General features: G+C 62.5%; 18 protein-coding genes. 12 read left to right on the forward strand and 6 right to left on the reverse strand.

What is annotated here, in order from left to right; translation table 11 throughout:
• Nucleotides 1–2: 2 nt before the first annotated feature.
• The 5 genes from F758_RS0110755 (at nt 3) to pncB (ending at nt 7,802) form a co-directional block, all read left to right on the forward strand.
• Nucleotides 3–3,521, forward strand: a complete 3,519-nt coding sequence (locus tag F758_RS0110755; RefSeq protein ID WP_024507878.1) for a molybdopterin cofactor-binding domain-containing protein — start codon at nt 3–5, stop codon at nt 3,519–3,521.
• Between the two features lie 204 nt (nt 3,522–3,725).
• Nucleotides 3,726–4,508: an ABC transporter ATP-binding protein gene (locus F758_RS0110760; protein WP_024507879.1), complete on the forward strand. Its 783-nt coding sequence runs from the start codon at nt 3,726–3,728 to the stop codon at nt 4,506–4,508.
• Entirely contained in the window at nt 4,505–5,356 is an 852-nt protein-coding gene (locus F758_RS0110765; protein WP_024507880.1) for an ABC transporter permease, read from the forward strand. Before F758_RS0110760 ends, F758_RS0110765 begins: the two co-directional genes overlap by 4 nt.
• A gap of 22 nt (nt 5,357–5,378) precedes the next feature.
• A complete protein-coding gene (locus F758_RS0110770) occupies nt 5,379–6,347 on the forward strand; it encodes an ABC transporter substrate-binding protein (protein ID WP_024507881.1) in 969 nt (322 codons plus the stop codon).
• Between the two features lie 147 nt (nt 6,348–6,494).
• Nucleotides 6,495–7,802, forward strand: a complete 1,308-nt coding sequence (gene pncB / locus F758_RS0110775; RefSeq protein WP_024507882.1) for a nicotinate phosphoribosyltransferase — start codon at nt 6,495–6,497, stop codon at nt 7,800–7,802.
• A 78-nt stretch (nt 7,803–7,880) separates the two neighbouring features.
• Here the strand turns inward: pncB and F758_RS0110780 are convergent, their stop codons facing one another.
• The 6 genes from F758_RS0110780 to F758_RS0110805 are packed head-to-tail and all read right to left on the reverse strand — an operon-like array spanning nt 7,881 to nt 14,452.
• A complete protein-coding gene (locus F758_RS0110780; protein ID WP_024507883.1) occupies nt 7,881–8,420 on the reverse strand; it encodes a VOC family protein in 540 nt (179 codons plus the stop codon).
• Nucleotides 8,417–9,637 (reverse strand): FAD-dependent oxidoreductase, encoded by a 1,221-nt coding sequence (locus tag F758_RS0110785; RefSeq protein WP_024507884.1) that lies wholly within the window; start codon nt 9,635–9,637, stop codon nt 8,417–8,419. Before F758_RS0110785 ends, F758_RS0110780 begins: the two co-directional genes overlap by 4 nt.
• A 10-nt stretch (nt 9,638–9,647) precedes the next feature.
• Complete coding sequence (atzD, locus tag F758_RS0110790) at nt 9,648–10,754, reverse strand: cyanuric acid amidohydrolase (RefSeq protein ID WP_024507885.1); 1,107 nt, start codon at nt 10,752–10,754, stop codon at nt 9,648–9,650.
• The gene (locus F758_RS0110795) at nt 10,751–13,096 is read right to left on the reverse strand and encodes a xanthine dehydrogenase family protein molybdopterin-binding subunit (protein WP_024507886.1); all 2,346 of its coding nucleotides are present in this window, start codon (nt 13,094–13,096) and stop codon (nt 10,751–10,753) included. Before F758_RS0110795 ends, atzD begins: the two co-directional genes overlap by 4 nt.
• The gene (locus F758_RS0110800) at nt 13,093–13,584 is read right to left on the reverse strand and encodes a (2Fe-2S)-binding protein (RefSeq protein ID WP_024507887.1); all 492 of its coding nucleotides are present in this window, start codon (nt 13,582–13,584) and stop codon (nt 13,093–13,095) included. The genes F758_RS0110795 and F758_RS0110800 overlap by 4 nt, the downstream gene beginning before the upstream one ends.
• Nucleotides 13,574–14,452 (reverse strand): FAD binding domain-containing protein, encoded by an 879-nt coding sequence (locus tag F758_RS0110805; protein ID WP_024507888.1) that lies wholly within the window; start codon nt 14,450–14,452, stop codon nt 13,574–13,576. The genes F758_RS0110800 and F758_RS0110805 overlap by 11 nt, the downstream gene beginning before the upstream one ends.
• Before the next feature lie 205 nt (nt 14,453–14,657).
• Here F758_RS0110805 and F758_RS0110810 point away from each other — a divergent pair, with 205 nt between their 5' ends.
• From F758_RS0110810 to F758_RS43595, 7 genes are all read left to right on the forward strand, one after another.
• A complete protein-coding gene (locus F758_RS0110810; protein ID WP_024507889.1) occupies nt 14,658–15,554 on the forward strand; it encodes an ABC transporter ATP-binding protein in 897 nt (298 codons plus the stop codon).
• Nucleotides 15,544–16,467 carry an ABC transporter permease gene (locus F758_RS0110815; protein ID WP_051386783.1) on the forward strand — a complete coding sequence of 308 codons (924 nt, stop codon included), beginning with the start codon at nt 15,544–15,546 and terminating at the stop codon, nt 16,465–16,467. The genes F758_RS0110810 and F758_RS0110815 overlap by 11 nt, the downstream gene beginning before the upstream one ends.
• Nucleotides 16,467–17,588, forward strand: coding sequence for an ABC transporter permease (locus F758_RS0110820; RefSeq protein ID WP_024507891.1), 1,122 nt, complete (start codon nt 16,467–16,469; stop codon nt 17,586–17,588). The genes F758_RS0110815 and F758_RS0110820 overlap by 1 nt, the downstream gene beginning before the upstream one ends.
• 33 nt (nt 17,589–17,621) lie before the next feature.
• A complete protein-coding gene (locus tag F758_RS0110825; protein WP_024507892.1) occupies nt 17,622–18,611 on the forward strand; it encodes an ABC transporter substrate-binding protein in 990 nt (329 codons plus the stop codon).
• A 284-nt stretch (nt 18,612–18,895) separates the two neighbouring features.
• Nucleotides 18,896–19,786 (forward strand): TauD/TfdA dioxygenase family protein, encoded by an 891-nt coding sequence (locus F758_RS0110830; RefSeq protein ID WP_024507893.1) that lies wholly within the window; start codon nt 18,896–18,898, stop codon nt 19,784–19,786.
• Nucleotides 19,786–21,048, forward strand: coding sequence for an MFS transporter (locus F758_RS43590; protein ID WP_035721619.1), 1,263 nt, complete (start codon nt 19,786–19,788; stop codon nt 21,046–21,048). The genes F758_RS0110830 and F758_RS43590 overlap by 1 nt, the downstream gene beginning before the upstream one ends.
• A gap of 363 nt (nt 21,049–21,411) precedes the next feature.
• The gene (locus tag F758_RS43595) at nt 21,412–24,237 is read left to right on the forward strand and encodes a PAS-domain containing protein (RefSeq protein WP_024507894.1); all 2,826 of its coding nucleotides are present in this window, start codon (nt 21,412–21,414) and stop codon (nt 24,235–24,237) included.
• Nucleotides 24,238–24,315: the final 78 nt, after the last annotated feature.

The raw sequence follows: 24,315 nt of genomic DNA on the forward strand, positions 1-24,315 counted from the left end.
ACATGCGTTCGCAGCGGCAGGGGTCATTATCCGTGGTCCGCGCGGCAAACGATGGCTCGGGCGGCTTTGAGACCTTCATCAAGATCACGGCGGATGGCTCGGTTACCGCCTATAATGGTCATGTCGATCTCGGGACCGGGATTCGCACCGCGCTGGGACAGATCGTCGCCGAGGAACTCGACGTGTCCTTTGCGCGCGTGGTTATCGTGCTCGGCGATACCTCGCTCGTGCCAAACCAGGGCGCAACGATCGCCAGCGAGACCATCCAGATCACGGCGGTCCCCTTGCGCAAAGCCGCAGCGCGGGCCAGGCAATTTCTCATCTCGCGCGCGGCGGAGCGGCTGGAGGTGCCGAGCGCCGATCTCACGATCGAGGACGGCCTGATCCGCGGCAAGGACAACCGCAGTGTCAGCTATGGCGAACTGATCGGCGACGAGACCATCCGGCTCGACCTCGCCGAAGATGTCCCGCTCAAAGCGACAGGCAGCTACACCATCGTCGGGCAATCCGTGCCCCGTGTCGACCTTCCGGCGAAGGCGACGGGCGAGCTCGTCTATGTCCATGACATCCGCGTGCCCGGCATGCTGCACGGCCGTGTGGTGCGCCCGCCTTATGCCGGCGTTGATGCAGGGCCTTTCGTTGGCAATAGCCTCATCGCTGTCGATGAAGATTCAGTGGGTGATATTCCTGGCCTGGTCGCGGTGGTAACGATCGGCGATTTCGTTGGCGTGATAGCCGAGCGCGAGGAGAACGCGGTCAAAGCAGCGGCGCGGCTAAGCGTGAGCTGGAAGGCTGTTCCCACCCTGCCCGAGCTGGACGACCTGGACGCTGCACTTCGCGCCAACCCGTCGACACCGCGCACGCTGATCGAGAAGGGCAATGTCGAAGGTGCGCTGGCGGGCGCCGCCAAGCCGATGCGGCGCACCTACACCTGGCCCTATCAGATGCATGCGTCGATGGGCCCGTCTTGCGCAGTCGCCGACTATCACGAAGACCGCATCCGGGTGTGGTCGGGCACGCAGAACCCGCACATTTTGCGCAGCGACCTTGCGCTGCTGATGGATCGGCCGGAGGGCGACATCGAGGTGATCCGGCTGGAGGCCGCCGGCTGCTACGGCCGCAACTGCGCCGATGACGTCAGTGCGGATGCACTGCTGTTGTCGCGCGCGGTCGGCCGTCCCGTCCGCGTGCAACTGACCCGGGAGCAGGAGCATACCTGGGAGCCCAAAGGCACGGCGCAGCTCATTGACGTCAATGGCGGGCTCGACGCCGACGGCACCGTCGCCGGTTACGATTTTGCCACGCGCTACCCATCGAATGGCGCGCCGACCCTGGCACTGCTGCTAACCGGCAAGCTTGCGCCGATCCCCGCCGTCTACGAAATGGGCGACCGCACCGCGATCCCGCCCTACGACTACGACCACATGCGGGTCGTTGCGCATGACATGCCGCCGATCGTGCGCGCTTCCTGGTTTCGCGGGGTCTCGGCGCTGCCGAACACCTTTGCGCATGAATCCTATATCGACGAGCTGGCGACGGAAGCAGGTGTCGACCCGATCGAATATCGCTTGCGTTACCTCAAGGACAAGCGCGCCATCGATCTCGTCAATGCGGTGGCGGAACGCGCCGGCTGGACACCACGCCCGGTCCGAGAAGAAAAAGAAGGTGACGTCGTGCACGGGCGCGGCTTTGCCTACGCGCTCTATGTGCACAGCAAATTTCCCGGCTACGGCGCGGCGTGGTCGGCCTGGGTTGCCGATGTCGCAGTGGACAAGACCACCGGCGAGGTCAGCGTCACCCGCGTGGTGGCGGGCCAGGATTCCGGATTGATGATCAATCCTGACGGCGTGCGCCATCAGATCCAGGGCAATGTCATCCAATCGACCAGCCGCGCGCTGATGGAGGAGGTATCGTTCGAGCGCGGCACGGTGGCGACGCGGGAATGGGGCGCCTATCCGATCATCAAGTTTCCCGACCTTCCGAAGATCGATGTCTTGATGCTGCCGCGCCAGGATCAGCCGCCGCTTGGGGTTGGCGAATCCGCCTCGGTGCCAAGCGCAGCCGCCATCGCGAACGCGATTTTCGATGCGACCGGCGTGCGCTTTCGCGAGCCGCCTTTTACGCCGGAGCGCATCCTGAAGGGCTTGCGCGGCGACGTGCCCACGAAGCCGGAGACGCTGCCACCGCCGACGATGTCGCGGTCGTCGAAGATCTGGCGAAGCCCGTTTTCGAGAAGGAGCGGCGTCTTCGCAAGGATCGCCGCTCTCTGCACGGCCGTCATCGGCCTTGGCGCGGCGGTGTTGCCGGGACGCGCCATCGCGCCGATCGCGCGGCCGGATCCGTCCGTCTATTCGGCAGCGACGATCGCTCGTGGCGAGCAGCTAGCGGCACTCGGCAATTGCGCGGTCTGTCATACTGCAATGGATGGCGCTGTGAACGCAGGCGGGCGACCGATCGAGACGCCGTTCGGAACGATCTACAGCACCAACATCACCCCAGATGTCGAGACCGGCATCGGCGGCTGGTCCTATCCCGCCTTCGAGCGCGCCATGCGCGAAGGCATCCATCGCGATGGGAGGCATCTCTATCCGGCCTTTCCTTTCACACATTTTGCCAAAGCGAGCGAAGCCGATCTGCAGGCGCTCTATGCCTATCTGATGGCGCAGGCGCCTGTGCGCGCGTCAACTCCGCATAACAAGCTCGCGTTTCCCTTCAACCTGCGCCCGTTGCTCGCAGGATGGAATGCGCTTTTCCATCAGGCTGGTGTGTTCAAGCCCAACCCGAGCAAATCGGAGCTGTGGAATCGCGGCGCCTATCTCGTCGAAAGTCTCGGCCATTGCAGCGCCTGCCATTCGCCGCGCAACGCGCTCGGCGCCGAGAGAGCCGATGGCTATCTCGCCGGCGGGCTTGCCGACCGCTGGGAGGCACCGCCGCTGACCTCGCTCTCGCACGCTCCGATTCCATGGAGCGAGGACGAGTTTTATTCCTATCTGCGGACCGGCGAATCCCGCTTTCACGGCGTTGCCGCCGGGCCCATGGCGCCGATCGTGAAGGATCTTGCTGCCCTGCCCGATCACGACATTCGCGCGATAGCGGCTTATCTCGCGTCCTTCAATGAACCGGCTCTCGAGCCGGATGCACAGCAAGCGCTCGCCGCAAAGCTTGAAAGCGAAACGCGAGTTGTGCTCGCTTCTTCGACTGGCGCACGCCTTTACCAAGGCGCCTGCGCGGTTTGCCATGAGCTCGGAGGGCTGCCATTATTCGGCAGCCGGCCGTCGCTGGCGTTGAACAGCAATCTGCACAGCGCGATTCCGGACAATCTGATCCAGGTGATCCTGCACGGCATTACCCAGCCGGCATCCAGCGATCTCGGCTACATGCCGGCCTTCCAGGACGCCATGAGCGACGATCAGATCGCCGAACTCGTCGCCTATCTGCGGCGGCAATTCGCCCCCGACAAGCCGCAGTGGCGCGATGTGCGCGACGCCGTCAGCCGGCTCCGGGCGTCAGCGCTGCATTGAACATCTCTGCCTAAAGAGGCGGCACCGCGCCCAGTAAACTCTCATAGTGAGGAGGCGCGAGTGCGCCGTCTCCGGACGATGCTGCGCATGGGGGATAGAGCCGTTTGTGACGCAGCAGGACGATGCGGCCGGCACTTCAAGATGTTGACGAATAAGTGAGTCTGACCGCGTCGGTCTGGCATACAAGTTGCGTGTATGCAGGCCATGATACCTGCCCCGATCCAGCTCAGTGTTCGCAACGTCCGCAAATCCTTCCACGGCAAAGCCGGCGAAGTGCGCGTGCTCGATGATCTCTCTTTCGATATCAACGCGCGCGATTTCGTCAGCATTATCGGACCAAGCGGCTGCGGCAAGACGACCATCTTCAACATCATCGCCGGCCTGATCGAGCCTGATGCCGGCTCCATGCACTATCTCGGCCAGGAGATCGAAAGCCTGCGCGGCCGCGTCGGCTACATGATGCAGAAGGACCTGCTGTTTCCCTGGCGAACGGTGCTCGGCAATGTGCTGCTGGGGCTCGAGACGCGCGGCGTCGACCGCATCGAGGCCGAAGGCAAGGCGCGTGAATATCTGAAAGCGTTCGGGCTCGGCGGTTTCGAGAACGCTTATCCAAAGATGCTGTCCGGCGGCATGCGGCAGCGCGTGGCGCTGATCCGCACGCTGATCATGGACCCGGATATCCTGCTGTTGGACGAGCCGTTCTCGGCGCTTGACTACCAGACCCGGCTTTATCTCGAAGGCGTGCTGAAGGAAGCGGTGGAGACCTATCACAAGACTGTCATCCTGGTGACCCACGACATCGATGAAGCGGTCGCGTTGTCCAAGCGCGTCGTGGTGCTGAGCGGCCGCCCGGCGCGTGCGAAGATCGTGCACGACATCGATATTGCTGCCGCCTCTCCAATTGCGGCCCGCAGCGACAGCCGGTTCTCCGGCTATTTCCACGCGCTCTGCGCCGAGCTCGACATTCAAACCGAGAAAACGACGTGACCCTTAGCCTGCCCGGCGCGGACCGGCTTCCGAAGCGCAAAGCACGCGCGCCCAAACGCCCCGCCCTCGACACTGCTGCAGGCCGCTCCTTGCTGCAGGCGCTTGCCGTGATTGCCTTCTTCGCACTGTGGGAAACCGGCGTGCGCGCAGGCTGGATCTCGGCATTCCTGGTCGGCTCGCCACTCGGCATTTTCGCGGTCGCGTGGAAAATGATCACAGGCGGCGAGTTGCTGGCGGATACCTGGTTCACGCTATTCGAGGCCATTCTCGGCTTTGTCATCGGCACCATCATCGGATCGTTGTTGGGCCTCGCGCTCTGGTATTCGGTTTTCGTGGCGCGGCTGGTCGAACCTTTCATTGTCGCCATCAACAGCGTGCCGAAAATCGCGCTGGCGCCAATCGTCGTGCTGTGGTTCGGCACGGGCCTGATCTCGAAGGTGGCGCTCTCGGTGTCGCTGACCGCAATCGTGGCGCTGATCGCGGCCTATCAGGCGGCCAAGGATGCCGATGTCGACCTGCAATCGCTGTTGATCTCGATGGGCGCCAGCAAGCACCAGGTGTTCTTCAAGGCCGTGGTGCCATCGACCTTGCCTGCGATCATCGCGACCTTCCGCATCAATATCGGCTTCGGGTTGGTCGGCGCCGTCGTGGGGGAGTTCATCTCCTCGCAACGCGGGCTCGGTCACCTGATCTACACCGCGTCCAGCCTCTACGACCTCGACACCGTTTGGGCCGGCCTGTTCACGCTGATGATCATGGGATTTGCGCTCTATTACGTGATCGACCTGATCGAGCGGACGAGCCTGCCCTGGAAGCAGGCCAGCACAACCCATCAGGTCCAGGTTTAATCGCAGACACGGAGAATGTAAGATGTCGTTGTTGAAGCGGATTGCCGGTGTCACGGCACTTGTCTCGGTGCTGCTCGCCGCACCCGCACAAGCCGAGAATCAGAAGGTGACGCTGTCGCAAGCGTTCCAATCGATGCTCTATCTGCCGCTCTATGTCGCGATCGATGAGGGTTTCTTCGCGCAGCAGGGTCTTGATCTCACCAAGGAGACCGCCGGTGCACCAACGGTCGCGCTGTCGGCGGTGATCTCCGGCAGTGCCCAGTTCTCGATACACGGCCCCGAATGGACGGCGATCGCGGCGTCAAAAGGAGCGCCCGTCGGCATCGTTGCCAACGTCGTGAACGGCGCCGCCGTGTGGATCGCAACCGCGCCCGATTTCAAGTTCGACAGCATCAAGGATATTAGGGGCCAGAAGGTCGTCACCGGGCTGATGCCGACCACCAGCACCTCGCTGTTCATGAAGCTCCTCAAGGAGAATGGCATGGATGCAAAGTCAGATGTCGAGATGATCCAGGTCGCGATCGGCAGCGAGCCGGGCCCATTCCTTGCGAAACAGGCCAATGTCGCCGTGATGTATGAGCCGGGTCTCGACCAGGTGGTCGCCAAGGGGATGAAAGTGGTGTTCGGTTTTCCGAAGGCCTATGGCCCGTACGCCTTCTCGGCCGTCACCGCCCGCAACGATGTGGATCCCGATTTGGCACAGCGTGTCGTGAACGGTATGGAAATGGCGATGCGCTTCATGGCCAAGAACGAAGCGAAAACAGTAGAGATCGCCAAGAAGGAATTTCCCACTCTCGACCCGGCCGTGGTGGAGGCGGCGGTCAAGCGCATGCTCGCCGAGGGCGTCTACCCGCCAAGCGTCGACATTACCCCGGAGGCGCTGAAAGTGGCGATGGATACGCAAATCGCGCTCGGTAACCTCGCGACCCAGCCCGACTACAAGAGCTTTGTGGTCAAGAAATACATCGATCAGGCGCTGACGATGAAATAAGCCGTCCCGGGCGCGCCGGCACCCGGCAATCCCTCCGGGATATGTGGACATACCGCAATCCTGGCGGGCGTGGCCTGCCAAAATCGCAGGCTGCTCGACCGCACCGGGTACTGGTTACCGCTGTCCCGACGCGATAAGTTCGCGCCCATGACAGCGGTAACCGATATTGCGACCCGAACCTATAACCATGGCTGGCGGCTCGACCCGATCGTGCGCAGCCTGCTCGACACCGATTTTTACAAGCTGCTGATGCAGCAGATGATCCGGGAATTCTACCCGGACACAAGGACGACTTTTTCGGTGATCAACCGCTCGACCCATGTGCGGCTCGCCGATGTGATCGACGAGGGCGAACTGCGCGCCCAACTCGATCACGCCCGCACCATCCGCTTTTCCAAGAAGGAGCTGATCTGGCTCGCCGGTAACACGTTCTACGGCAAGACCCAGATGTTCTCGCCGGATTTTATCAATTGGCTCTCCACCTTTCAGCTCCCCGAATATGAGTTGCGCAAGGTCGAGGGCCAGTATGAGCTGCATTTCCACGGCAAGTGGTCTTACACGACGATGTGGGAGATCCCGGCGCTCGCGATCATGAACGAACTCCGCTCGCGCGCGGCAATGAAGGGGCTCGGCCGGTTTGCGCTCGATGTTCTCTATGCCCGCGCCAAGGCCAAGTTGTGGGCCAAGGTCGAGCGGCTGAAAAGGCTGGAGGGCTTGCGCCTGTCCGATTTCGGCACGCGGCGTCGTCATGGCTTTCTCTGGCAGCGCTGGTGTGTCGAGGCCGTCAAGGAAGGACTTGGGCCCTCCTTCACCGGCACATCGAACGTGCTGCTCGCGATGGACAACGATCTCGAGGCGATCGGCACTAATGCGCATGAGTTGCCGATGGTGGCAGCCGCGCTCGCCAATGACGACAACGAGCTGCGCTGGGCGCCCTATCGCATCCTCGATCAATGGCGCCACACCTATGGCGGCAATCTCCTGGTCGCGCTGCCCGATGCGTTCGGCACCAGGGCCTTCCTGCGCGATGCACCGGAATGGGTGGCGGACTGGACCGGCTTTCGCCCCGACAGCGCGCCGCCGATCGAAGCAGGCGAAGACATTATCAAGTGGTGGAAGCAGAAAGGCCGCGACCCGAAGGAAAAGCTGCTGGTCTTCTCCGACGCCATGGACGTGGAGTCGATCGAAGAGACCTATCACCATTTCGCCGGCCGGGTCAGACTCAGCTTCGGCTGGGGCACCAACCTGACCAATGACTTCGTCGCTTGCGCGCCGGACCCTTCGGTCAATCTCGATCCGATCTCCATTGTCTGTAAGGTGTCCTCGGTCGACGGCCGGCCGGCCGTCAAGCTGTCGGACAATCCGGAAAAGGCGACCGGTATTCCTTCTGAGGTCGAACGCTATTTGCGTGTGTTCGGCAGCGCGGGTCGTGTTCGCACGCCCGTGCATGTTTGATCGCGGGCGCTACGCGCTTAAACACTCTGAGAAGGAGTGTCGCGACCGTAGGCGGCGCGATCGACATCCCGCATCCAATCAGGCGAGCTTGGGATAGGCCGCCTTGTCGAAGAAGCTCGAGCCCGCAACATATTTGCGACCCGGAGACATATCCGGTCTCTCCTCGCCCTCGCCGCCGGACTCGAATGTTAGCTCGAGCTGCACGCCACTCGGATCATAGACGAACAACTGCCACAGCGAGGTGCCGGGCACGATGAACTCGCGCCAGTCCAGCCCCGCGGCCTTGAAGCGTGAAATGTAGGAGCGATAGCCGGAGCAGGACAGCGAGATATGGTCGATCGCGGCGGTGCCCGCCTGCGCCTTGCCTTCGGGCCCGAGTGCCGGTCCGCCGGCATAGATGTGGATGATGGCAAGCCCACCCGGCTGGGTGCAGCCGAGCCAGGCACCGGGATAGCCGAAATCAGGCCGCGGAAATTCGCGCAAGCCGATGATCTCGGTCCAGAATCTTCGCGTCGCCGCCAAATCATCGGTCTTGATCGCAATGTGAAACAGCCCATGCACGGTGGCAAGCGGCAGTGCGATCTCGGTGGCTCTCATTCCCTCAGCGGCTGCGGTCATTGCCTCATCTCCTCTTCCGTCCTCTCCAACAGCGGCCCCACGTTCCGATAGAGCGCGGCCAGGCGATTGCGGAACGGCGCTCCGGTCTTTTGCCTGGTTCCCTTCACCGGATCGGCGCCGGCCAACATGGTATCGGTTGCCTCAAGCGAGAACTCCATGACGAAGCGCAAGCGCTCCTTCCGCAGCGCCTCGATGTCCTTCAACCAATCTGCGACATTGCGCTGCCCATCGCCGTGGCGGCGCGCGATCAACGCCGCCGCATTGGCCGCGTCTTCAATGGCCTGAGTTGCGCCCTGGCCGAGCGTCGGCACCATGCCGTGGGCGGCGTCGCCAAGATAAAGCACGTTGCTGTCAGCAGCGCGGTAGAGAATATCGTGCTCCTGCATCCTCGCCCAATGGGTGTCGTGCACATTGGCGCAGACCGTGTCGATCATCCAGCGCGCCTGCGCGCTAGGCGCGCCATGAGGCGGCGTGTAGGCGGCGCGCAGCGCCTCAGCGGTTTTCAGATGCTGCGGGATATCCGCCTGCGGCGGAATGGGAAAAGCGCAGGCGATATAGATATGGTTGGGCGGCACGCGGAACGACAGCAGGCGATTGGGTCCATTGAACCACTGTTCGTAATCGTCGATCAGACCGTTCGACATGTCCGGCACCAGCACGCGGGAGATCGCGACGCCGACTTGGCGTACCGCGACTTCACCGGACATGGTGCGCCGGACGCTCGAATAGCGCCCGTCACCCGCGATGAGGAGATCGACGCCGTCGAGCCGAAATTGTTTGCCGCCTTGCATCCACGCCACGCGCGTCTTTCGCGGATCCGCGGCGTCACGCGATATCGTGGTGATCTCGCAGCCATAGGATACGCTTGCGCCAGCCGCCTCGCGCAGCACGCGGTAAAGCTCCGACCACCTGATGCGCCAACCCGGCCCTTCCGCCACTTCGTATAACGGCAAATCGAACAGCACGGTGCCGTCGGTCAGCGAAATGCGCCAATTGCGCCAGGGAAAACTGGCCTTGGTGATGCGCTCGGTCAGTTCGGGATCAACTGCCCGCAAGGCCTTCACCGCGTTCGGACCGATATTGAGGCCGGTGCCGGCCTGGGAGTGGTCGTCCGCGCTAACGCGTTCGAGGCAGGTCACCTCGGCACCATCCAGGAGCGACAGCCTGCGTGCCATCACGCATCCCGCAACACCTGCCCCGATAATGACAACCCGCATCAGGAGCACCTCATTGCTCGGCGATCACCGCGATCAGACCGCCGCCATCCGGCCCCTGATGCTCCGCGCCGCCGGAGACGAAAATCCGACCATCACCGATCACGCCGCCAACGAGGCCCGCGACCGCTCCGCGGATATGACGCTGGGCGTTGATGTCGGTGTCGTCGAGCATCGTATGGCGATGGCCGCGGACCTGGCCGCGCCGGTCGGGCTCGCATTTCACCAGCACGGACCGAATGCGCGCCGCATCGCCCGCGGATACTTGCGGTTTCGCCGCAATGTCGAGATCGGCCAGCACATCCACCACCGCGCCGATGTCGAGCGCATCGATCATCGGCCGATGCGCGATGCGCAAGGATCCGGCCCAGTTCGGGCTATTGCCGAGCACGACAACCTCGTTGCTCTCGACCTCCACGCCCGATGAAATGCTGGCGCGGGGCGATTGAATGGAGAAATCGCTGAGCAGCGAGGCGTCGGTGAAATCGCTCGGCCCGATTTCGCCGAGCGCCAACGCGACGCCGAAGGCGCCAGCCGCGCGCGCATAAGCCATGGATTTGTTGGGATCGCTGGTGAACGGTTGCTTGCCCACGGCGATCGCAGCGGCGGCGCGCGCCACCGTCACACACGGACATTTCACTTGCACGAAATGCACATCATCGAGCTGCTGGATTCCCGCATTGGCGATGGCTTCGCGGACCGCGTTGGCGACGCTCTCGACATGGGCGCGCCGGCCGACGTCCTCCGCCGGGACGGGCTCGCTCAAAGCCGTTCCGATCGCAAGTGCCGAGCCAGCTCTCCGTGCGGCGGGCTCCGCCTCGCTGATGCAAAACACGCTATAATGCGGGCTCATCACGCCTTCCGTGCCGCCCGAGAGCCCGCAAGGGATTTCCCGGATCAATTGCGCTGGCGGCCTGTTCAAGTGCTGCGACAGCACCGCCATCAAGGTCTGTGTGAAATAGCCGCGGGTAAAATCGTTGACGCCCCCATTGCCCTCGGTCTTGCCGATGATGGCGACGACATCCGCCGCGCGGACCGTGCCATTGACAATCAGGCGCTCGAGCCCGGAAAGATCGCCCGGATGTGCCATCGAGAGCCTGAACACCTGCGCTAGTTTCATGCCTTGCTGCCCTTGCGGATCAATTCGAACAGCCGGCTCGGGCTCAAGGGGATCTCCAACAGCTCGACCCCGTTCTGCTTGAGCCCCAGCGCATTCTCGATCGCCTGCGCAAACAACGGACCGACCGGAATGGCTCCCGCCTCGCCTGCGCCCTTGATCCCCAGAGGATTGAGCGGCGAGGGCGTGGTGGTGTGATCGAGCTGCATCCGCGGCACTTCGAGCGCGGTGGGCAACAGATAGTCGGCAAGCGAGGCATTGAGGAGCTGGCCGTGCTCGTCGAACGATAGCTTTTCGTAGAACGCATTTCCAATCCCCTGCGCCACCCCGCCGTGAATCTGGCCGGCGAGGATCATCGGATTGATCACGGTGCCGCAGTCATGCACGACGACATATTTGAGGATCTTCAGCTCAAAGGTGAGCGGATCCATTTCGATGATCGCGGCATGCACGCCGTTGGCCGTGGAGCCGCTCGGCGGCCCGAAATATTGCGTGGATTCCAACCCCGGCTCGGTGCCGGGCTTGACCGCGCCGCGCATCGGATTGGCGCGCTGCGCGAGTTCGCCGAGGCGGATGAATTTTTCGGGAATGCCGATGATCGAGACCTTGCCGTCGGCGAGCACCAGGTCCTCTTCGGCGCATTCGAAAGCATCGCTGGCGAGTTTGAGCGCTTTTTTTCGCACCGCGCGCGAAGCTTCGTTGACGGCGTTGCCGGCCACCACGGCACCGCGACTGGCAAAAGTCCCGGCGCCCCAATAGAACTGGTCGGTATCGCCGGTGACGATCTCGACATCGGTGACATCGACACCAAGCTGATCGGCAACGATCTGGGCAAAACTTGTGAAATGCCCCTGCCCCTGCGTGCCGATGCCGGTGGCGACGCTGACTTTTCCGTTGGCCTGCACCCGCACCTTGGCGCCTTCATAGGGCCCGATGCCGGTGCCCTCGACGTAACAGGCAACACCGATGCCGACGTAGCGGCCTTGCGCGCGCAGCCTCGGCTGTTCCGCGACGAAATCGGCATAGCCGATCGCCTCCAGCGCCTTGTCGAGCACGGGCTCATAATTGCCGCTGTCATATTCGAGCGGCTGAAAATCCTGATAGATGATCTCGTTCCGATACGGGAAGGCATCGCTTGGGATCAGATTACGCCGGCGGATCTCGGCCGGGTCGATATCGAGTTCATGCGCGGCAAGGTCGAGCAGGCGCTCGATCACGAACACGCCGTGCTGGCGTCCGGCCCCTCGATACGGCGTCACGATCGGGAGGTTCGTGAACACAGAAGTAAAAGTGCTGTCATAGGCCGGGATGACATACGGTCCCAGCAGCGTGCACTGGCTGTTGATCGGCACCGTCAGCCCATAAGGGTTATAGGCGCCGTTGTCGTGCAGGAAGACGTCCTTCACCCCGAGGATGCGGCCGTCGCGCGTCAGCGCGATCTCGGCGTCGTGGATCTGGCCGCGCTCGTGCGTCGTCGCGACGAAATGCTCAAACCGGTCCTCGATCCATTTCACCGGGCGATTCAGCCGCATCGAGATCCAAGGCAGCATCGCCTCTTCCGGATAAAGCATCATGATCTTCGGCCCGAACCCGCCGCCGACAAAGGGGGCGATCACCCGGACCTGCCGTTCGCCGAGACCGAGCGCGCCCGCGAGACCATTGCGCACGAAGACCGGCGCCTGCGTGGTGTCCCAGACCGTCATGTGCTGGGCGCGCGCATTCCACTGGGCCACAATGCCGCGCGTCTCGATCGGTGACGACATGCCGTGCTCGTAACGGAAACGGCGCTTGAGGATCAGGTCCGCTTGTGCGGCGACACTCCGATAGTTGCCTTTGGTTTGATGGACATGCGCAGCGATATTGGTGCCAAGATCGCCGTGAACAGGGATTGCGTCTTTGTCCAGAGCCTTCTCAAGATCGACGACTGCTGGAAGGATCTCCAAATCCACCGCAATGTCGTCGAGCGCATCCTCCGCGATGTAGCGGCTTTCCGCGACGACGATCGCCAGTGGCTCGCCGGCGTAGCGGACGGTGTCTCTGGCAAGGGGCACGTGGGTGCGCAGGTTGAAGACGAGTCCCGGTACGGGCGGCGGCGGCACCAGCAATGGCCCCGATTGCCAATAGGCGCCGAGGTCAGCCGCGGTGTAGACGGCGATCACGCCGTCGCGTTTCAACGCCTTCGACGGATCAATCCCTTTCACACGGGCATGCGCCACCTGGCTGCGCAGAAACGCAGCATGCAGCATGCCCGGCAGCTCCACGTCATCGATAAACAGCGCCTGCCCGGTGAGGAGCTTCTTGTCCTCATTGCGCTTGACGGCGGCACCGAAGAAACGCGTGGTCATGGCACGCTCGCCCGCATTGCCTTGGCCGCGACCAGCATCGCGTCAACGATGTTCTGATAGCCCGTGCAGCGGCACAGATTGCCTGACAGCGCCTCCCTCACCTCCTGTTCCGAAGGCGCGGGATTCTCCCGCAAGAACGCCATCATGGTCATCAAGATACCGGGGGTGCAATAGCCGCATTGCAGGCCGTGATGCGCGTGCATGGCCTGCTGAATCGGATGCAACTCGCCAGTGTCTTGCGCAAGACCTTCGATCGTCGAGAGCTCATGGCCGTTGGCCTGGACCGCGAGCATCAGGCATGAACGGATGGGCTCGCCATCCAAAAGAACCGTGCAAGCCCCGCAGACGCCGTGCTCGCAGCCGACATGGGTGCCGGCGAGCAGCAGCTCATGGCGCAGGAAATCGCTGAGCAGCATCCGCGACTCCACCTCGCGACGATACGCGGAGCCGTTGACCGAGACCTGGACCTCGTGCCGGTCAGGCTGCATGGGCGACCCGCTGAAGGGCTTTGCGCAGAGCACGAGCCGATAGAACGCCCGCCAGATGGCGCTGGTAATCAGGGCTGGCGTGGACGTTGCCTGCCGGCGCGATCCCCCGCTGCACGTCCGTCGCGACCGCGTCGATCAGCTTATCGCTGCCCTTTTCACCGATCAGAGCGGCCGCGGCGCCACTCGCATCCACCGGCGTCTCGCCCACTCCGCAAAGCGCCAGCCGCACATCCGTACAGCGGCTCCCGTCATCCAGCGTGATGACGGCGGCGCAACCTGCCAGCGCGAAATCGCCGCGCCGTCGCGCCACTTCCAGAAAGCAGCCTCCGCTACGCGGCTTTTGCACGGGCAAAGTGACGTCGATCAGCATTTCGTCCGGCCGAAGATCCGTAGTGAGAAGCCCGACAAAGAAGTCCGCGGCGTCCAGCTCACGCTCACCGGCCTCGGATTTGACGCGCATGCGCGCTCGCATTGCAACAGTGACCGCCGGTAATTCGGAGGCAGGATCAGCATGGGAGAGGTTGCCGCCGACGGTGCCGCGATTGCGGATTTGCGGGTGGGCAATATGCGGAAGCGCATCCGCGAACAGCGGGCAAGCCCTTAGAAGATCGCCGTTCCGCTCCAGCGTCCGATAACGCGTCAGCGCGCCGAGCCGCAGGCGTCCTCCTTCGAGGCAATCGCAGGCCTCAAGCTCGGCCAAGCCGTTGATGTCGATGAGCACGGCAGGTCGCGCCAGGCGAAAGTTCAATGCCGGGATCAAGCTCTGACCACCCGCGAGAAAGCGGCCGTCATCGCCGTATTCGGCCTTCAGAGACAGCGCATGCGCGACCGAGGAAGCTTTGATGTATTTGAAAGGTGCGGGCTTCATCTGGCTCCGTTTTGACGAGTGCATTCGCAATCGACTTGGCGAACGCAACTCGAAACTATCTTCGGCCCGGTCAACAAGTCAAAAGCCACTCGCCGCGACCCGCTCCATTTCTGCATGGAGATACAGCAAAGTCCTGCTCATTATTCTTTCTGCGTGCTCAAAGAATCAGCGCGCCACTCCAAATCGCTTTTGACAGTATCGGGACATGGCATCACCCAAGCCAAGCATTTCGATTGTCAGCGAAGCGACCGCTGAAACTGACCGCGGCGAAGGCGCTTCTCACGTCCGCTCGCCTGACCCAATCTCCGCCCCAAAGGCACCGAAGCGGCTCGTGGTGGACGCACGGAACATCTCCCTCACCTTCGAGACCGCCGACGGGCGCGTGGACGCGCTGTCCAATGTCAACCTCCAAGTAACGGAAGGCGAATTCGTCTCCTTCATCGGGCCTTCCGGATGCGGCAAGACCACGATGCTGCGCGTGATCGCCGATTTGCAGCAGCCGTCGTCCGGCGCCCTTTCCGTCAAGGGCATGAGCGCCGAGCAGGCGCGGCTCGCTCGCGCTTACGGCTACGTTTTCCAGGCCCCGGCGCTGTTTCCCTGGCGGACGATCGAGAAGAACCTGAAGATGCCGCTGGAGATCATGGGATATTCGGAGTTCGAGCAGCAGCAGCGGGTGCAGCGCTATCTTTCGATGGTCAACCTGACCGGCTTTGAGCGCAAATTTCCCTGGCAGCTCTCCGGCGGCATGCAGCAGCGCGTGTCGATCGCCCGCGCGCTCTCCTTCGATCCTGATTTGTTGCTGATGGACGAGCCGTTCGGAGCGCTCGACGAAATCGTGCGCGATCACCTCAACGAACAACTGCTGCAACTCTGGAAATCCACCAGAAAGACGGTGCTGTTCGTCACGCACTCGATTCCCGAAGCGGTTTTCCTGTCCACCAAGATCGTGGTGATGTCGCCGCGTCCGGGGCGCATCATCGACGTCATCGATTGTGATTTCCCGCCCGATCGGTCGCTGGAGATCCGTGAGAGGCCGGAATTTCTCAAAGTCGCCCAGCGCGTGCGCATCGGCCTGCGCGCAGGACATTCCTATGACGAGTAACTCGCTCGCCCTGCCCGCGCCGCGGTCGCGCGCGCTGCTGAAGCATCCCATCATCGCACGCTACGCGCCGATCGCGACAATGGTCGCAGCCCTGGTCGCCATCTGGTACATCGCAGCTGTGGCGATGAACTGGTCGCTGGTTCGCGACGGCTTTGAGCGCGAAGAAACGACTTACGCGACCACGGACGTCTTGCTCGGCACCATGGAGGCGGAGCGTCCATTGCTGCCGGCGCCGCACCAAGTGCTTGAGGCCTTTTACGATGGTGTGTTCGGCTATCCGCCGCTGGCGCCGCGCAGCCTTGTCTATCACGCGCTGGTCACGTTGTCGGCGACCCTGCTCGGCTTTTTCCTCGGCGCATTGTTCGGCGTCGTTCTGGCGCTGCTGATCGTGCATAGCCGGGTGCTGAAGCGAGGTCTGCTGCCGTGGATCATCTGCTCGCAAATGGTTCCGGTGCTCGCGCTTGCGCCGATTTTTATCGTGGTTTTGGGCGCGCTCGGCCTGCACGGCTTGCTGCCGAAATCGATTATCTCCGCCTATCTCTGCTTCTTTCCGGTCGCGATCGGCATGGTCAAAGGATTTACCTCGCCAGAGCCGTTGCAACTCGAGCTGATGCGGACCTGGTCGGCCACACCGCGACAGGTGCTCTGGAAACTGCGCTGGCCGGCCTCAGTCCCCTATCTCTTCACGAGCCTGAAGGTGGCGGTGAGCATCTCGCTGGTCGGCGCGATCGTCGCGGAATTGCCGACCGGGGCGGAAGCCGGCATCGGCGCGCGGCTCCTGTCCGGCTCCTACTACGGCCAGACGATTCAGCTTTGGGCCGCATTGGTCGCGGCTGCCGTGCTCGCATCCGCACTGATCGGCGTCATTGGCCTTATCGAGCGAGCCGTCGCCCGCCGCATGGGGGCTCGTTGATGGACGCGCGTACATTTCGTCTCGGCTTCTTTTTTGCCGCAGGCGCCATCGGGCTGGCGTTTGTGCTGTCGCCGGCGCCGCAATCGGCGCCCTTGTTGGCGCGGCCCCTCGTTTGGCAGTTGTGCGCCGGCGCTGCGGTGCTTTTACTATTGGCTGCCTGGTTCGCGGACCTGCGCGCGATCACCGCTGGACTTGCTGCGGCGATACTCTGCGCCGCCGCTTCGCTTCTCCTGCTGCGGGATCCGGCCGTCGCGGGCTCCGCGCGCGGAGGATTTTGGGCGATCGTCATCGCCTGCTGGCTATCGGCCGCTCTGTGCGTGGTCCATCTCGGCGCGACGCACCAATTGCGGCGCAACCGGCAGCGCGCGCTTGATCTGCTGATCCCGCTCCTGTTCGGCGCCACCGTGATTTATCTCTGGGAGGTGGCGGTGCGTGGGTTCGGCGTCCCGCCGGTGCTGTTGCCTTCGCCGAGCGCGGCGGCCGCGCGGTTCGCGGCATCGCTGCCGATCCTCGCCACCGATTTTGTCCAGACCTTCATCCGCGGCGTCCTGATCGGTTATGTGATCGGCTGCGGCGCCGGGCTTCTGGTTGCAATCCTGGCGCATCGCTTCGAATTCCTGGGTCGTGGCCTGTTGCCGCTAGGCAATTTCTTTTCTGCCCTGCCCTTGGTCGGCATCGCGCCAATCATGGTGATGTGGTTCGGCTTCGACTGGCCCTCCAAAGCCGCCGTCGTCGTGCTCATCACCTTCTTCCCGATGCTGGTGAATGCGCTCGCGGGCCTCTCAGCCGCCGGCCATATCGAGCGCGACCTGATGCGTTCCTATGCCGCGAGTTATGGCCAGAGCCTGACCAAGCTGCACCTACCGGCCGCCCTTCCCTTCATCTTCAACGCGCTGAAGATCAACGCCACGCTCGCGCTGATTGGCGCGATCGTTGCAGAGTTTTTTGGCACCCCGACGCAAGGTATCGGCTTTCGCATTTCTACCGAAGCCGGACGCATGGCGATTGACATGGTCTGGGCGGAGATCGCGCTCGCTGCCCTCGCCGGGATGGCTTTCTACGGTCTTGTCACGCTGGCCGAACGCGCGACAACTTTCTGGCATCCGTCGTACCGGACCTAGGTCGGCAAGGTCTTTTTCAATTTGGAGTTATCCATGAAGCAGAGTTTGGCCTTGGTCGTAGGCTTGGCGGTTGGGTTGTCGCTGTCGAGCGCGAAGGCCGCCGATCCCGTCACCATTCAGCTCAAATGGGTGGCACAGGCGCAGTTTGCCGGCTACTTCGTCGCAAAGGAGAAGGGCTTCTACAAGGAGGCTGGGCTCGACGTTACCATCAAGCCGGGCGGGCCGGATGTTGCCCCGCCGCAGGTGATTGCCGGCGGCGGCGCCGATGTCACCGTGGACTGGATGCCGTCGGCGCTTGCCTCGCGCGAGAAGGGCGTGCCGCTGGTCAATATTTCGCAGACCTTCAAGCGCTCGGGACTCGAGCTGACCTGCCGTGCCGAGACCGGCATCAAGAAGCCCGCCGATCTCAAGGGAAAGACGCTGGGCGTCTGGTATGGCGGCAACGAATATCCGTTCCTGTCCTGGATGTCGAAGCTCGGCTTCAAGACCGATGGCTCGCCCGGTGGCGTCAAGGTGATCAAGCAGGGCTTCAATGTCGACCCGCTGCTGCAGAAGCAGGCCGATTGCGTCTCCACCATGAGCTACAACGAATATTGGCAGGTCGTCGACGGCGGCTACAAGCCGAGCCACCTTGTCGTCTTCAAATATGAAGACGAAGGCGTCGCAACGCTGGAAGATGGGCTCTATGTGCTGGAGAAGAACCTGAAGGATCCGGCCTTCGTCGCCAAGATGGCGAAGTTCGTCAAGGCCTCGATGAAAGGCTGGGACTATGCCAAGGCGCACCCCGATGAGGCGGTGAAGATCATTCTCGCCGCCGACACCACGGGCGCCAAGACCGAGAAGGATCAGAAGCGCATGATGACCGAGATTGCCAAACTGCTCGGCGATGCCGACGGCAAGCTCGACGTCAAGGACTACGAGCGCACGGTGGCGACCCTGATGTCGGGCGGCTCCGACCCCGTGATCACCAAGAAGCCGGAAGGCGCCTACAGCTTCACCGTCTACGAGGCGATGAAGAAGTGAGGGCGGGAGCACTGCGGCAGGAACGGGATTCCGGTTCCGTTCCTCCTTCTTTCGACTGACCCCATTTGAGGCGCCGCGCTACTTAAATATCAAACATAACTGCCATACAACCAGTTCATTTTCCCTTCCGAACCGTCTAAATTTTGACGCTGGCCTGGCCGACGCTTTCGTGGACTCGGCCGATGCTGCGCCATGGCTCCGACGGCGGTTGTCGCCGAACAGAAACAATAAATGCGTAAGGTCGATCTTGCGCGTGATCGGGAATGCTGGGGAGGTCGGTTACGATGTCTGTCGAAAGCACAATTGCACGCGGCGCGGTTCACGACGCAATCGAGATCATTCCGACCGGCGCTGCGCTCGGCGCGCAAGTGCAGGGCGTCGACTTGCGGTCGCTCGACGATCGGCAGTTTGCCGCTCTCAAGCGCGCCTGGCACCAGCATCAAGTGCTTCTCGTTCGCGGCCAGACGCTGAGCGATCAGGATCTCGTCGCATTCAGCCGCCGCTTCGGAGATCTCGATTTGGCTCCGGTCCAGGAAACCGGCCGGCGTTTTGTCGAGGGCATACCCGAAATCTATATCGTGTCCAACGTGAGGGTGAACGGCGAGCCGATCGGCAGCCTCGGCGCGGGGGAAGCCGTGTGGCACACCGACATGTCCTATCTCGAGGTGCCGCCGATGGCGAGCATGCTCTATGCGATCGAGGTGCCTCCGGTCGGCGGCAATACGTCTTTCTGCAGCATGTACGCGATCTACGATGCGCTCCCCGCGGAGACGAAACGGCGGATCGCGACGCTCAAGATCAAGCACGATGGCACTTACAACAGCGGCGGCTATGTCCGTCAGGGCGTCACTCCGACCGATGATCCCAGAACCTCGCCCGGCGCCGTGCATCCCCTGGTCTGCGTCCATCCGGACACCGGCCGGCAGATGCTTTATCTTGGCCGGCGTCGCAACGCCTATCTGCTCGGACTTGAGCTTGGGGAATCGGAAGCCTTGCTCGACGAGCTCTGGACCTATGTCGAGCGAGCGGAATTTTCCTGGGAGCATATCTGGAGGGTCGGCGATCTCGTGATGTGGGACAACCGCTGCACCATGCATCGGCGTGATCCGTTCGACGACTCGACCCGACGGATCATGCACCGCACCCAGATAAAAGGTCATGCGAGACCGGCCTGATGCGCAGGTTCGGCGCATCCAACTGGATTTTGCTGCTGCTGTGCCTGATGTACATGATCCTGTACGTCGACAGGGTCAACATCTCGACCGCAGCTCCGTTGATCAAGGCGAATTTGGGCTTGAGCAACACGCAGCTTGGTCTCGCCTTCTCGGCCTTTGCCTATCCTTACGCGTTGTTCCAACTGATCGGCGGCTATTTCGGCGACAAGTTCGGGGCGCGGCTCACGCTTTGCGTCAGCGGCCTGATTGTTTGCATTTCAACGGCGGCGACCGGATTGGTCGACAGTCTTGTGACCCTGGTCGCCGCTCGACTGGCACTCGGGATCGGCGAAGGCGCGACCTTTCCCACCGCAACGCGCGCCATGGCGGTGTGGACGCCCGAACGAAACTGGGCCTTTGCCCAAGGCATCACCCACTCCTTCGCGCGCATCGGCAATGCCGTCACGCCGCCTCTCATCGCTCTATTGATCGAGTTGGTATCGTGGCGCGGCTCTTTTGTCGTGCTGGCGTTGGCAAGCCTGATGTGGGTTGTGCTGTGGACCTGGTATTTCCGGGATGTGCCGACGACTCCGCCGCTGAGCAAGGAGGAGTTCGCCGCGCTGCCGACCCGCAGCCGCAACAATCCCAAGGAGCCGGTGCCCTGGCTCAAACTGTTCCAGCGCATGTTGCCGGTCACAATGGTTGATTTTTGCTACGGATGGACGCTGTGGCTGTTCGTGAGCTGGATTCCATCTTTCTTCTACCAGAACTACCATCAGGATCTAAGACAGTCGGCGCTCTATTCCGCCGGCGTTTTCCTGGGCGGCGTGATCGGCGACACGCTCGGCGGTACGGTGAGCGATCGCATCCTGCAGCGGACCGGGGACAGGGTCGCCGCGCGACGCAATGTCATCGTAGCCGGCCTGCTTGGCGGCTTCGTATTCCTGCTCCCAGTCATACTGATTCACGACATCAATATCGCCGCAGTTTCGCTTGCCGCAGCCTTCTTCTGCATCGAGCTTATTGTCGGTCCGATCTGGGCCGTGCCGATGGATATCGCACCGAAGTACTCGGGGTCCGCGAGCGGAATGATGAACTTCGGCTTCGGCACCGCCGGCATCATTTCGCCGCTCGTGTTTGGCTATCTCGTCGACCGCACCGGAAGCTGGACGCTGCCGTTCACCGGCTCGATCTGCCTGTTGCTGCTGGGCGCAGCCCTGGCGTTCCGCATGCACCCCGACAAGCCGTTTGAGGCCGCGCCTGTCAAGGCAGTTCTCGCATAGAGGCCGAGCCCAAGCCTTCGGGCGACCCGCTTTCAGCGACTGCTTCGAATCGGCGCCCGCGACCCGGTCGTGAATGACGCAGGTGGAAGTATCAAAATACCTCAGATAAAAGTGCATCGCCTTTGCGCCGATCCGCCGCCTTGGCACAGGGCAAATTTGCACTCGCGCGCCTTCAAAACCGCTGCGTCACAAAAGCGAACGAGTGCGGTCACGCTCCGTAAACTACCCTCCTTAAGACAATCTTCCCGCCTCACCATTAGCGTCGGAGGTGCAGCAGACATGATGCATTGAATTTTTTGGACTTCTGAACAGCCGATGGCTGCGCCTCGCAAGAAAAATACCCGCCCGCGTAGAAGGCCCCCGATGTCAGCACTGCTCGCGCTCAGCCAAGCCGCGCTCGACGGCGTGGCCGAGGGCGTTTGTGTTTATGATGCGGACAATCGCGTCGTTCTATTCAACCGCCGCTATCTCGAACTGTTCGACATGTCACCGGACGTGATCCGGACCGGGATCACCTACCGCCAAGTACTCGAACACAGCGCCTCACGCGGGAATTTTCCAGCCGACAGATTCGAACAGATCTGGCGCGCGCGCGCTGAGCTCCTTTCCGCGAGAAAGCCGTTCAGCACGGAGCAGGTTTTGCCGAGCGGCATCGTGATGACGCTCAATATTCAACCGCTGTCCGATGGCGGCTGGCTCACCGTTTGCGACGACATCACGCGCCGGGCGCGGCTCGAGAGCGCCTTGCGGGTGCAGACCGAACGCATCGAGCATGCATTCGCCCACATGTCCCACGGGCTGACGATGTTCGATCGCGACGAGCGGCTGATCATCTGCAACAGCCAGTACCTCGAGGTCTATGGGTTTGATGCCGGCGTGATCAAACCGGGCGTCAGCTACCGCGAGATCGTGGAGCATTGGGTGTCCAGGGGTAACGCGAGCGGGCTCTCCGCGGAGAAGCTCTACGACATGCAGATGAGCGAAATCCGTGGCGGAAATTCCCAACCCACGTTCCTGACCCGCGCCGACGGTCGCGTTGTCCAGGCCATCTCACGGCTGATGCCGAATGGCGGTTGGGTCACCGCCTGCGAGGACGTGACCGAGCGGTTGCGCGCGGAAGAAGCGCTGAAACGACAGAATTTCCTTTTCGATGCCGCACTTGAAAACATGGCGAACGGTCTTTGCGTCTACGACAAAGATTTTCGGCTTCTGGTTCGTAACAGCAACTATCTCAAGATCTATGGCCTCGCCCCGCACGAGGCGAAGCCCGGCATGCATTTGTCCGACCTGATCCGCACGGTGGTGGGGCACGGCGTCTACCCCGCCGACTTCCCGATCGACGCTCTGTTCGAAGAATTGCGTCAGCGGCTTTCCCAAATGAAGGACCTGACGGTGCAGCGCCGCATGTGCGACGGGCGGCTGCTCGCCGTGCGCTATCGCCCGCTAACGGACGGCAACTGCGTTGCCACCTATGAAGACATCACCGACCGCGAACGGGCGCATGAGGAGCTAGGCGAGCAATATCGTCGCTTCGATGCCGCGCTGAACAACATGACGCAAGGTCTCGTCATGCTCGACAGCAACTTGCACGTCATCGTCTGCAATAAGCGCTATGTTGATATGTATCGCTTGTCACCTGACGTTGTGAAACCCGGCGTCGCCATGCGCGAGATCATGGAGCATAGCTGCGCCATCGGCAATCATCCGACCGCCACGCCGCAGCAGCTCTATGACGACTATGTCGAAAAGCTCAGGAGGGGCGGACATATCCTGCATCGTCATCTCGGTGACGGCCGCATCATCAAACTCACGCATCGCCCGATGGAGCATGGGGGTGGCTGGGTCATCACCTACGAGGACGTGACCGAGCATCGCAAAGCCGAGGCGCGCGTGGCCCACATGGCCCAACACGATCCGCTGACCGATCTGTCAAATCGCGTGCTGTTCCGGGAGAAGATGAGCGGAGGCCTGGCGGAGATTGCGGCGCGCGGCGGCAAGATGGCGGTGCTGTGCCTCGATCTCGACAACTTCAAGACCGTTAACGACCGGCTCGGACATGCGATCGGCGATCAATTGCTGCGGTGGGTCGCCGCGCGCATTAAGGAATGCGTGGGCGAGAACGATACGGTCGCGCGTCTCGGCGGTGACGAGTTTGCCGTGCTGCAACGCGGGCCGCAACCGCAATCGGCCGAACAGCTTGCCCGCCGCCTGGTCGAGGTCATCGGCCGCCCACCGCCGCTGGAGAACCACGTTATCCACACCGGCGTCAGCGTCGGCATTGCGATCGCGCCCGACGACGGGCTTGATCCGGATGAGCTGATGAAGTGCGCCGACCTCGCCCTTTACCAGGCCAAGGCGCAGGGACGAGGCGCGTATGAATTGTTCCGGCCCGAAATGGAGGCGCAGGCGCGGGCCCGGCACATACTGGAGAACGACCTGCGCTGCGCGCTGGAAGCCGGCGAGTTTCATCTTGCCTTCCAGCCACAAATTCGCCTGGGCACCGGCGAGCTGACCGGTTTCGAAGCGTTGCTGCGCTGGAATAGCGCCGCGCGCGGCCTGGTTTCACCGGCCGAATTCATCCCGATCGCGGAAGAGACAGGATTGATCGTTCCGCTCGGCGAATGGGTGCTGCGTACGGCTTGCGCGACGGCGGCCGGCTGGCCGGACAACATCAAGATCGCGGTGAACCTGTCGCCGGTGCAGTTTCGCGCCCGTGGCCTTGTGGCGATGGTCACCAGTGCGCTCGCCGCCGCCGGGCTGGACCCGAAGCGGCTCGAGCTTGAAGTCACCGAAACCGCATTGCTCCAAGATGACGAAGCGACGGTCGCGGTCCTGCACCAGCTTCGCAAGCTCGGCATCCGCGTCAGCCTCGACGATTTCGGCGTCGGATATTCTTCGCTCGGCTACTTGCGCAAATTTCCCTTCGACACCATCAAGATCGACCGTTCCTTCGTCGGCTCCCTTGGCGAATCCCACGAGAGTGGTGCGATCGTTCGCACCATCGCGAGCTTGGGCGCCAATCTCGGCGTCGAGACGACCGCGGAAGGCGTCGAAACCGCCGAACAGCTCGAGCTTGTGCGTCAGGCCGGCTGCACCGCGGTCCAGGGCTTTTATTTCAGCAAGCCATGCTCCGCCGGCGATGTCGGTCACATCATCGAGCAGATGAACCCGGTGCACCGCGTGGCGTGAGAGGTAGTCGTCGTGGAGTGGGTTGAACCTCGCGAAACCCACCTTCTCGTTGATGGGTTCCGCTACCCCTCAACCGAT

It is taken from the genome of Bradyrhizobium sp. ARR65, assembly GCF_000472385.1.
Taxonomy (GTDB): domain Bacteria; phylum Pseudomonadota; class Alphaproteobacteria; order Rhizobiales; family Xanthobacteraceae; genus Bradyrhizobium.

Bases quoted from the DNA above. Each gene is read 5' to 3' on its own strand.
- F758_RS0110755 (WP_024507878.1), top strand. From the start codon at position 3: ATGCGTTCGCAGCGGCAGGGGTCATTATCCGTGGTCCGCGCGGCAAAC.
- F758_RS0110780 (WP_024507883.1), bottom strand. From the start codon at position 8,420: ATGACCGCAGCCGCTGAGGGAATGAGAGCCACCGAGATCGCACTGCCG.
- F758_RS0110795 (WP_024507886.1), bottom strand. From the start codon at position 13,096: ATGACCACGCGTTTCTTCGGTGCCGCCGTCAAGCGCAATGAGGACAAG.
- F758_RS0110770 (WP_024507881.1), top strand. From the start codon at position 5,379: ATGTCGTTGTTGAAGCGGATTGCCGGTGTCACGGCACTTGTCTCGGTG.
- F758_RS0110760 (WP_024507879.1), top strand. From the start codon at position 3,726: ATGATACCTGCCCCGATCCAGCTCAGTGTTCGCAACGTCCGCAAATCC.
- pncB (WP_024507882.1), top strand. From the start codon at position 6,495: ATGACAGCGGTAACCGATATTGCGACCCGAACCTATAACCATGGCTGG.
- F758_RS0110825 (WP_024507892.1), top strand. From the start codon at position 17,622: ATGAAGCAGAGTTTGGCCTTGGTCGTAGGCTTGGCGGTTGGGTTGTCG.
- F758_RS0110800 (WP_024507887.1), bottom strand. From the start codon at position 13,584: ATGCAGCCTGACCGGCACGAGGTCCAGGTCTCGGTCAACGGCTCCGCG.
- F758_RS0110815 (WP_051386783.1), top strand. From the start codon at position 15,544: ATGACGAGTAACTCGCTCGCCCTGCCCGCGCCGCGGTCGCGCGCGCTG.
- atzD (WP_024507885.1), bottom strand. From the start codon at position 10,754: ATGAAACTAGCGCAGGTGTTCAGGCTCTCGATGGCACATCCGGGCGAT.
- F758_RS0110820 (WP_024507891.1), top strand. From the start codon at position 16,467: ATGGACGCGCGTACATTTCGTCTCGGCTTCTTTTTTGCCGCAGGCGCC.
- F758_RS0110785 (WP_024507884.1), bottom strand. From the start codon at position 9,637: ATGCGGGTTGTCATTATCGGGGCAGGTGTTGCGGGATGCGTGATGGCA.
- F758_RS43595 (WP_024507894.1), top strand. From the start codon at position 21,412: ATGTCAGCACTGCTCGCGCTCAGCCAAGCCGCGCTCGACGGCGTGGCC.
- F758_RS0110830 (WP_024507893.1), top strand. From the start codon at position 18,896: ATGTCTGTCGAAAGCACAATTGCACGCGGCGCGGTTCACGACGCAATC.
- F758_RS43590 (WP_035721619.1), top strand. From the start codon at position 19,786: ATGCGCAGGTTCGGCGCATCCAACTGGATTTTGCTGCTGCTGTGCCTG.
- F758_RS0110810 (WP_024507889.1), top strand. From the start codon at position 14,658: ATGGCATCACCCAAGCCAAGCATTTCGATTGTCAGCGAAGCGACCGCT.
- F758_RS0110805 (WP_024507888.1), bottom strand. From the start codon at position 14,452: ATGAAGCCCGCACCTTTCAAATACATCAAAGCTTCCTCGGTCGCGCAT.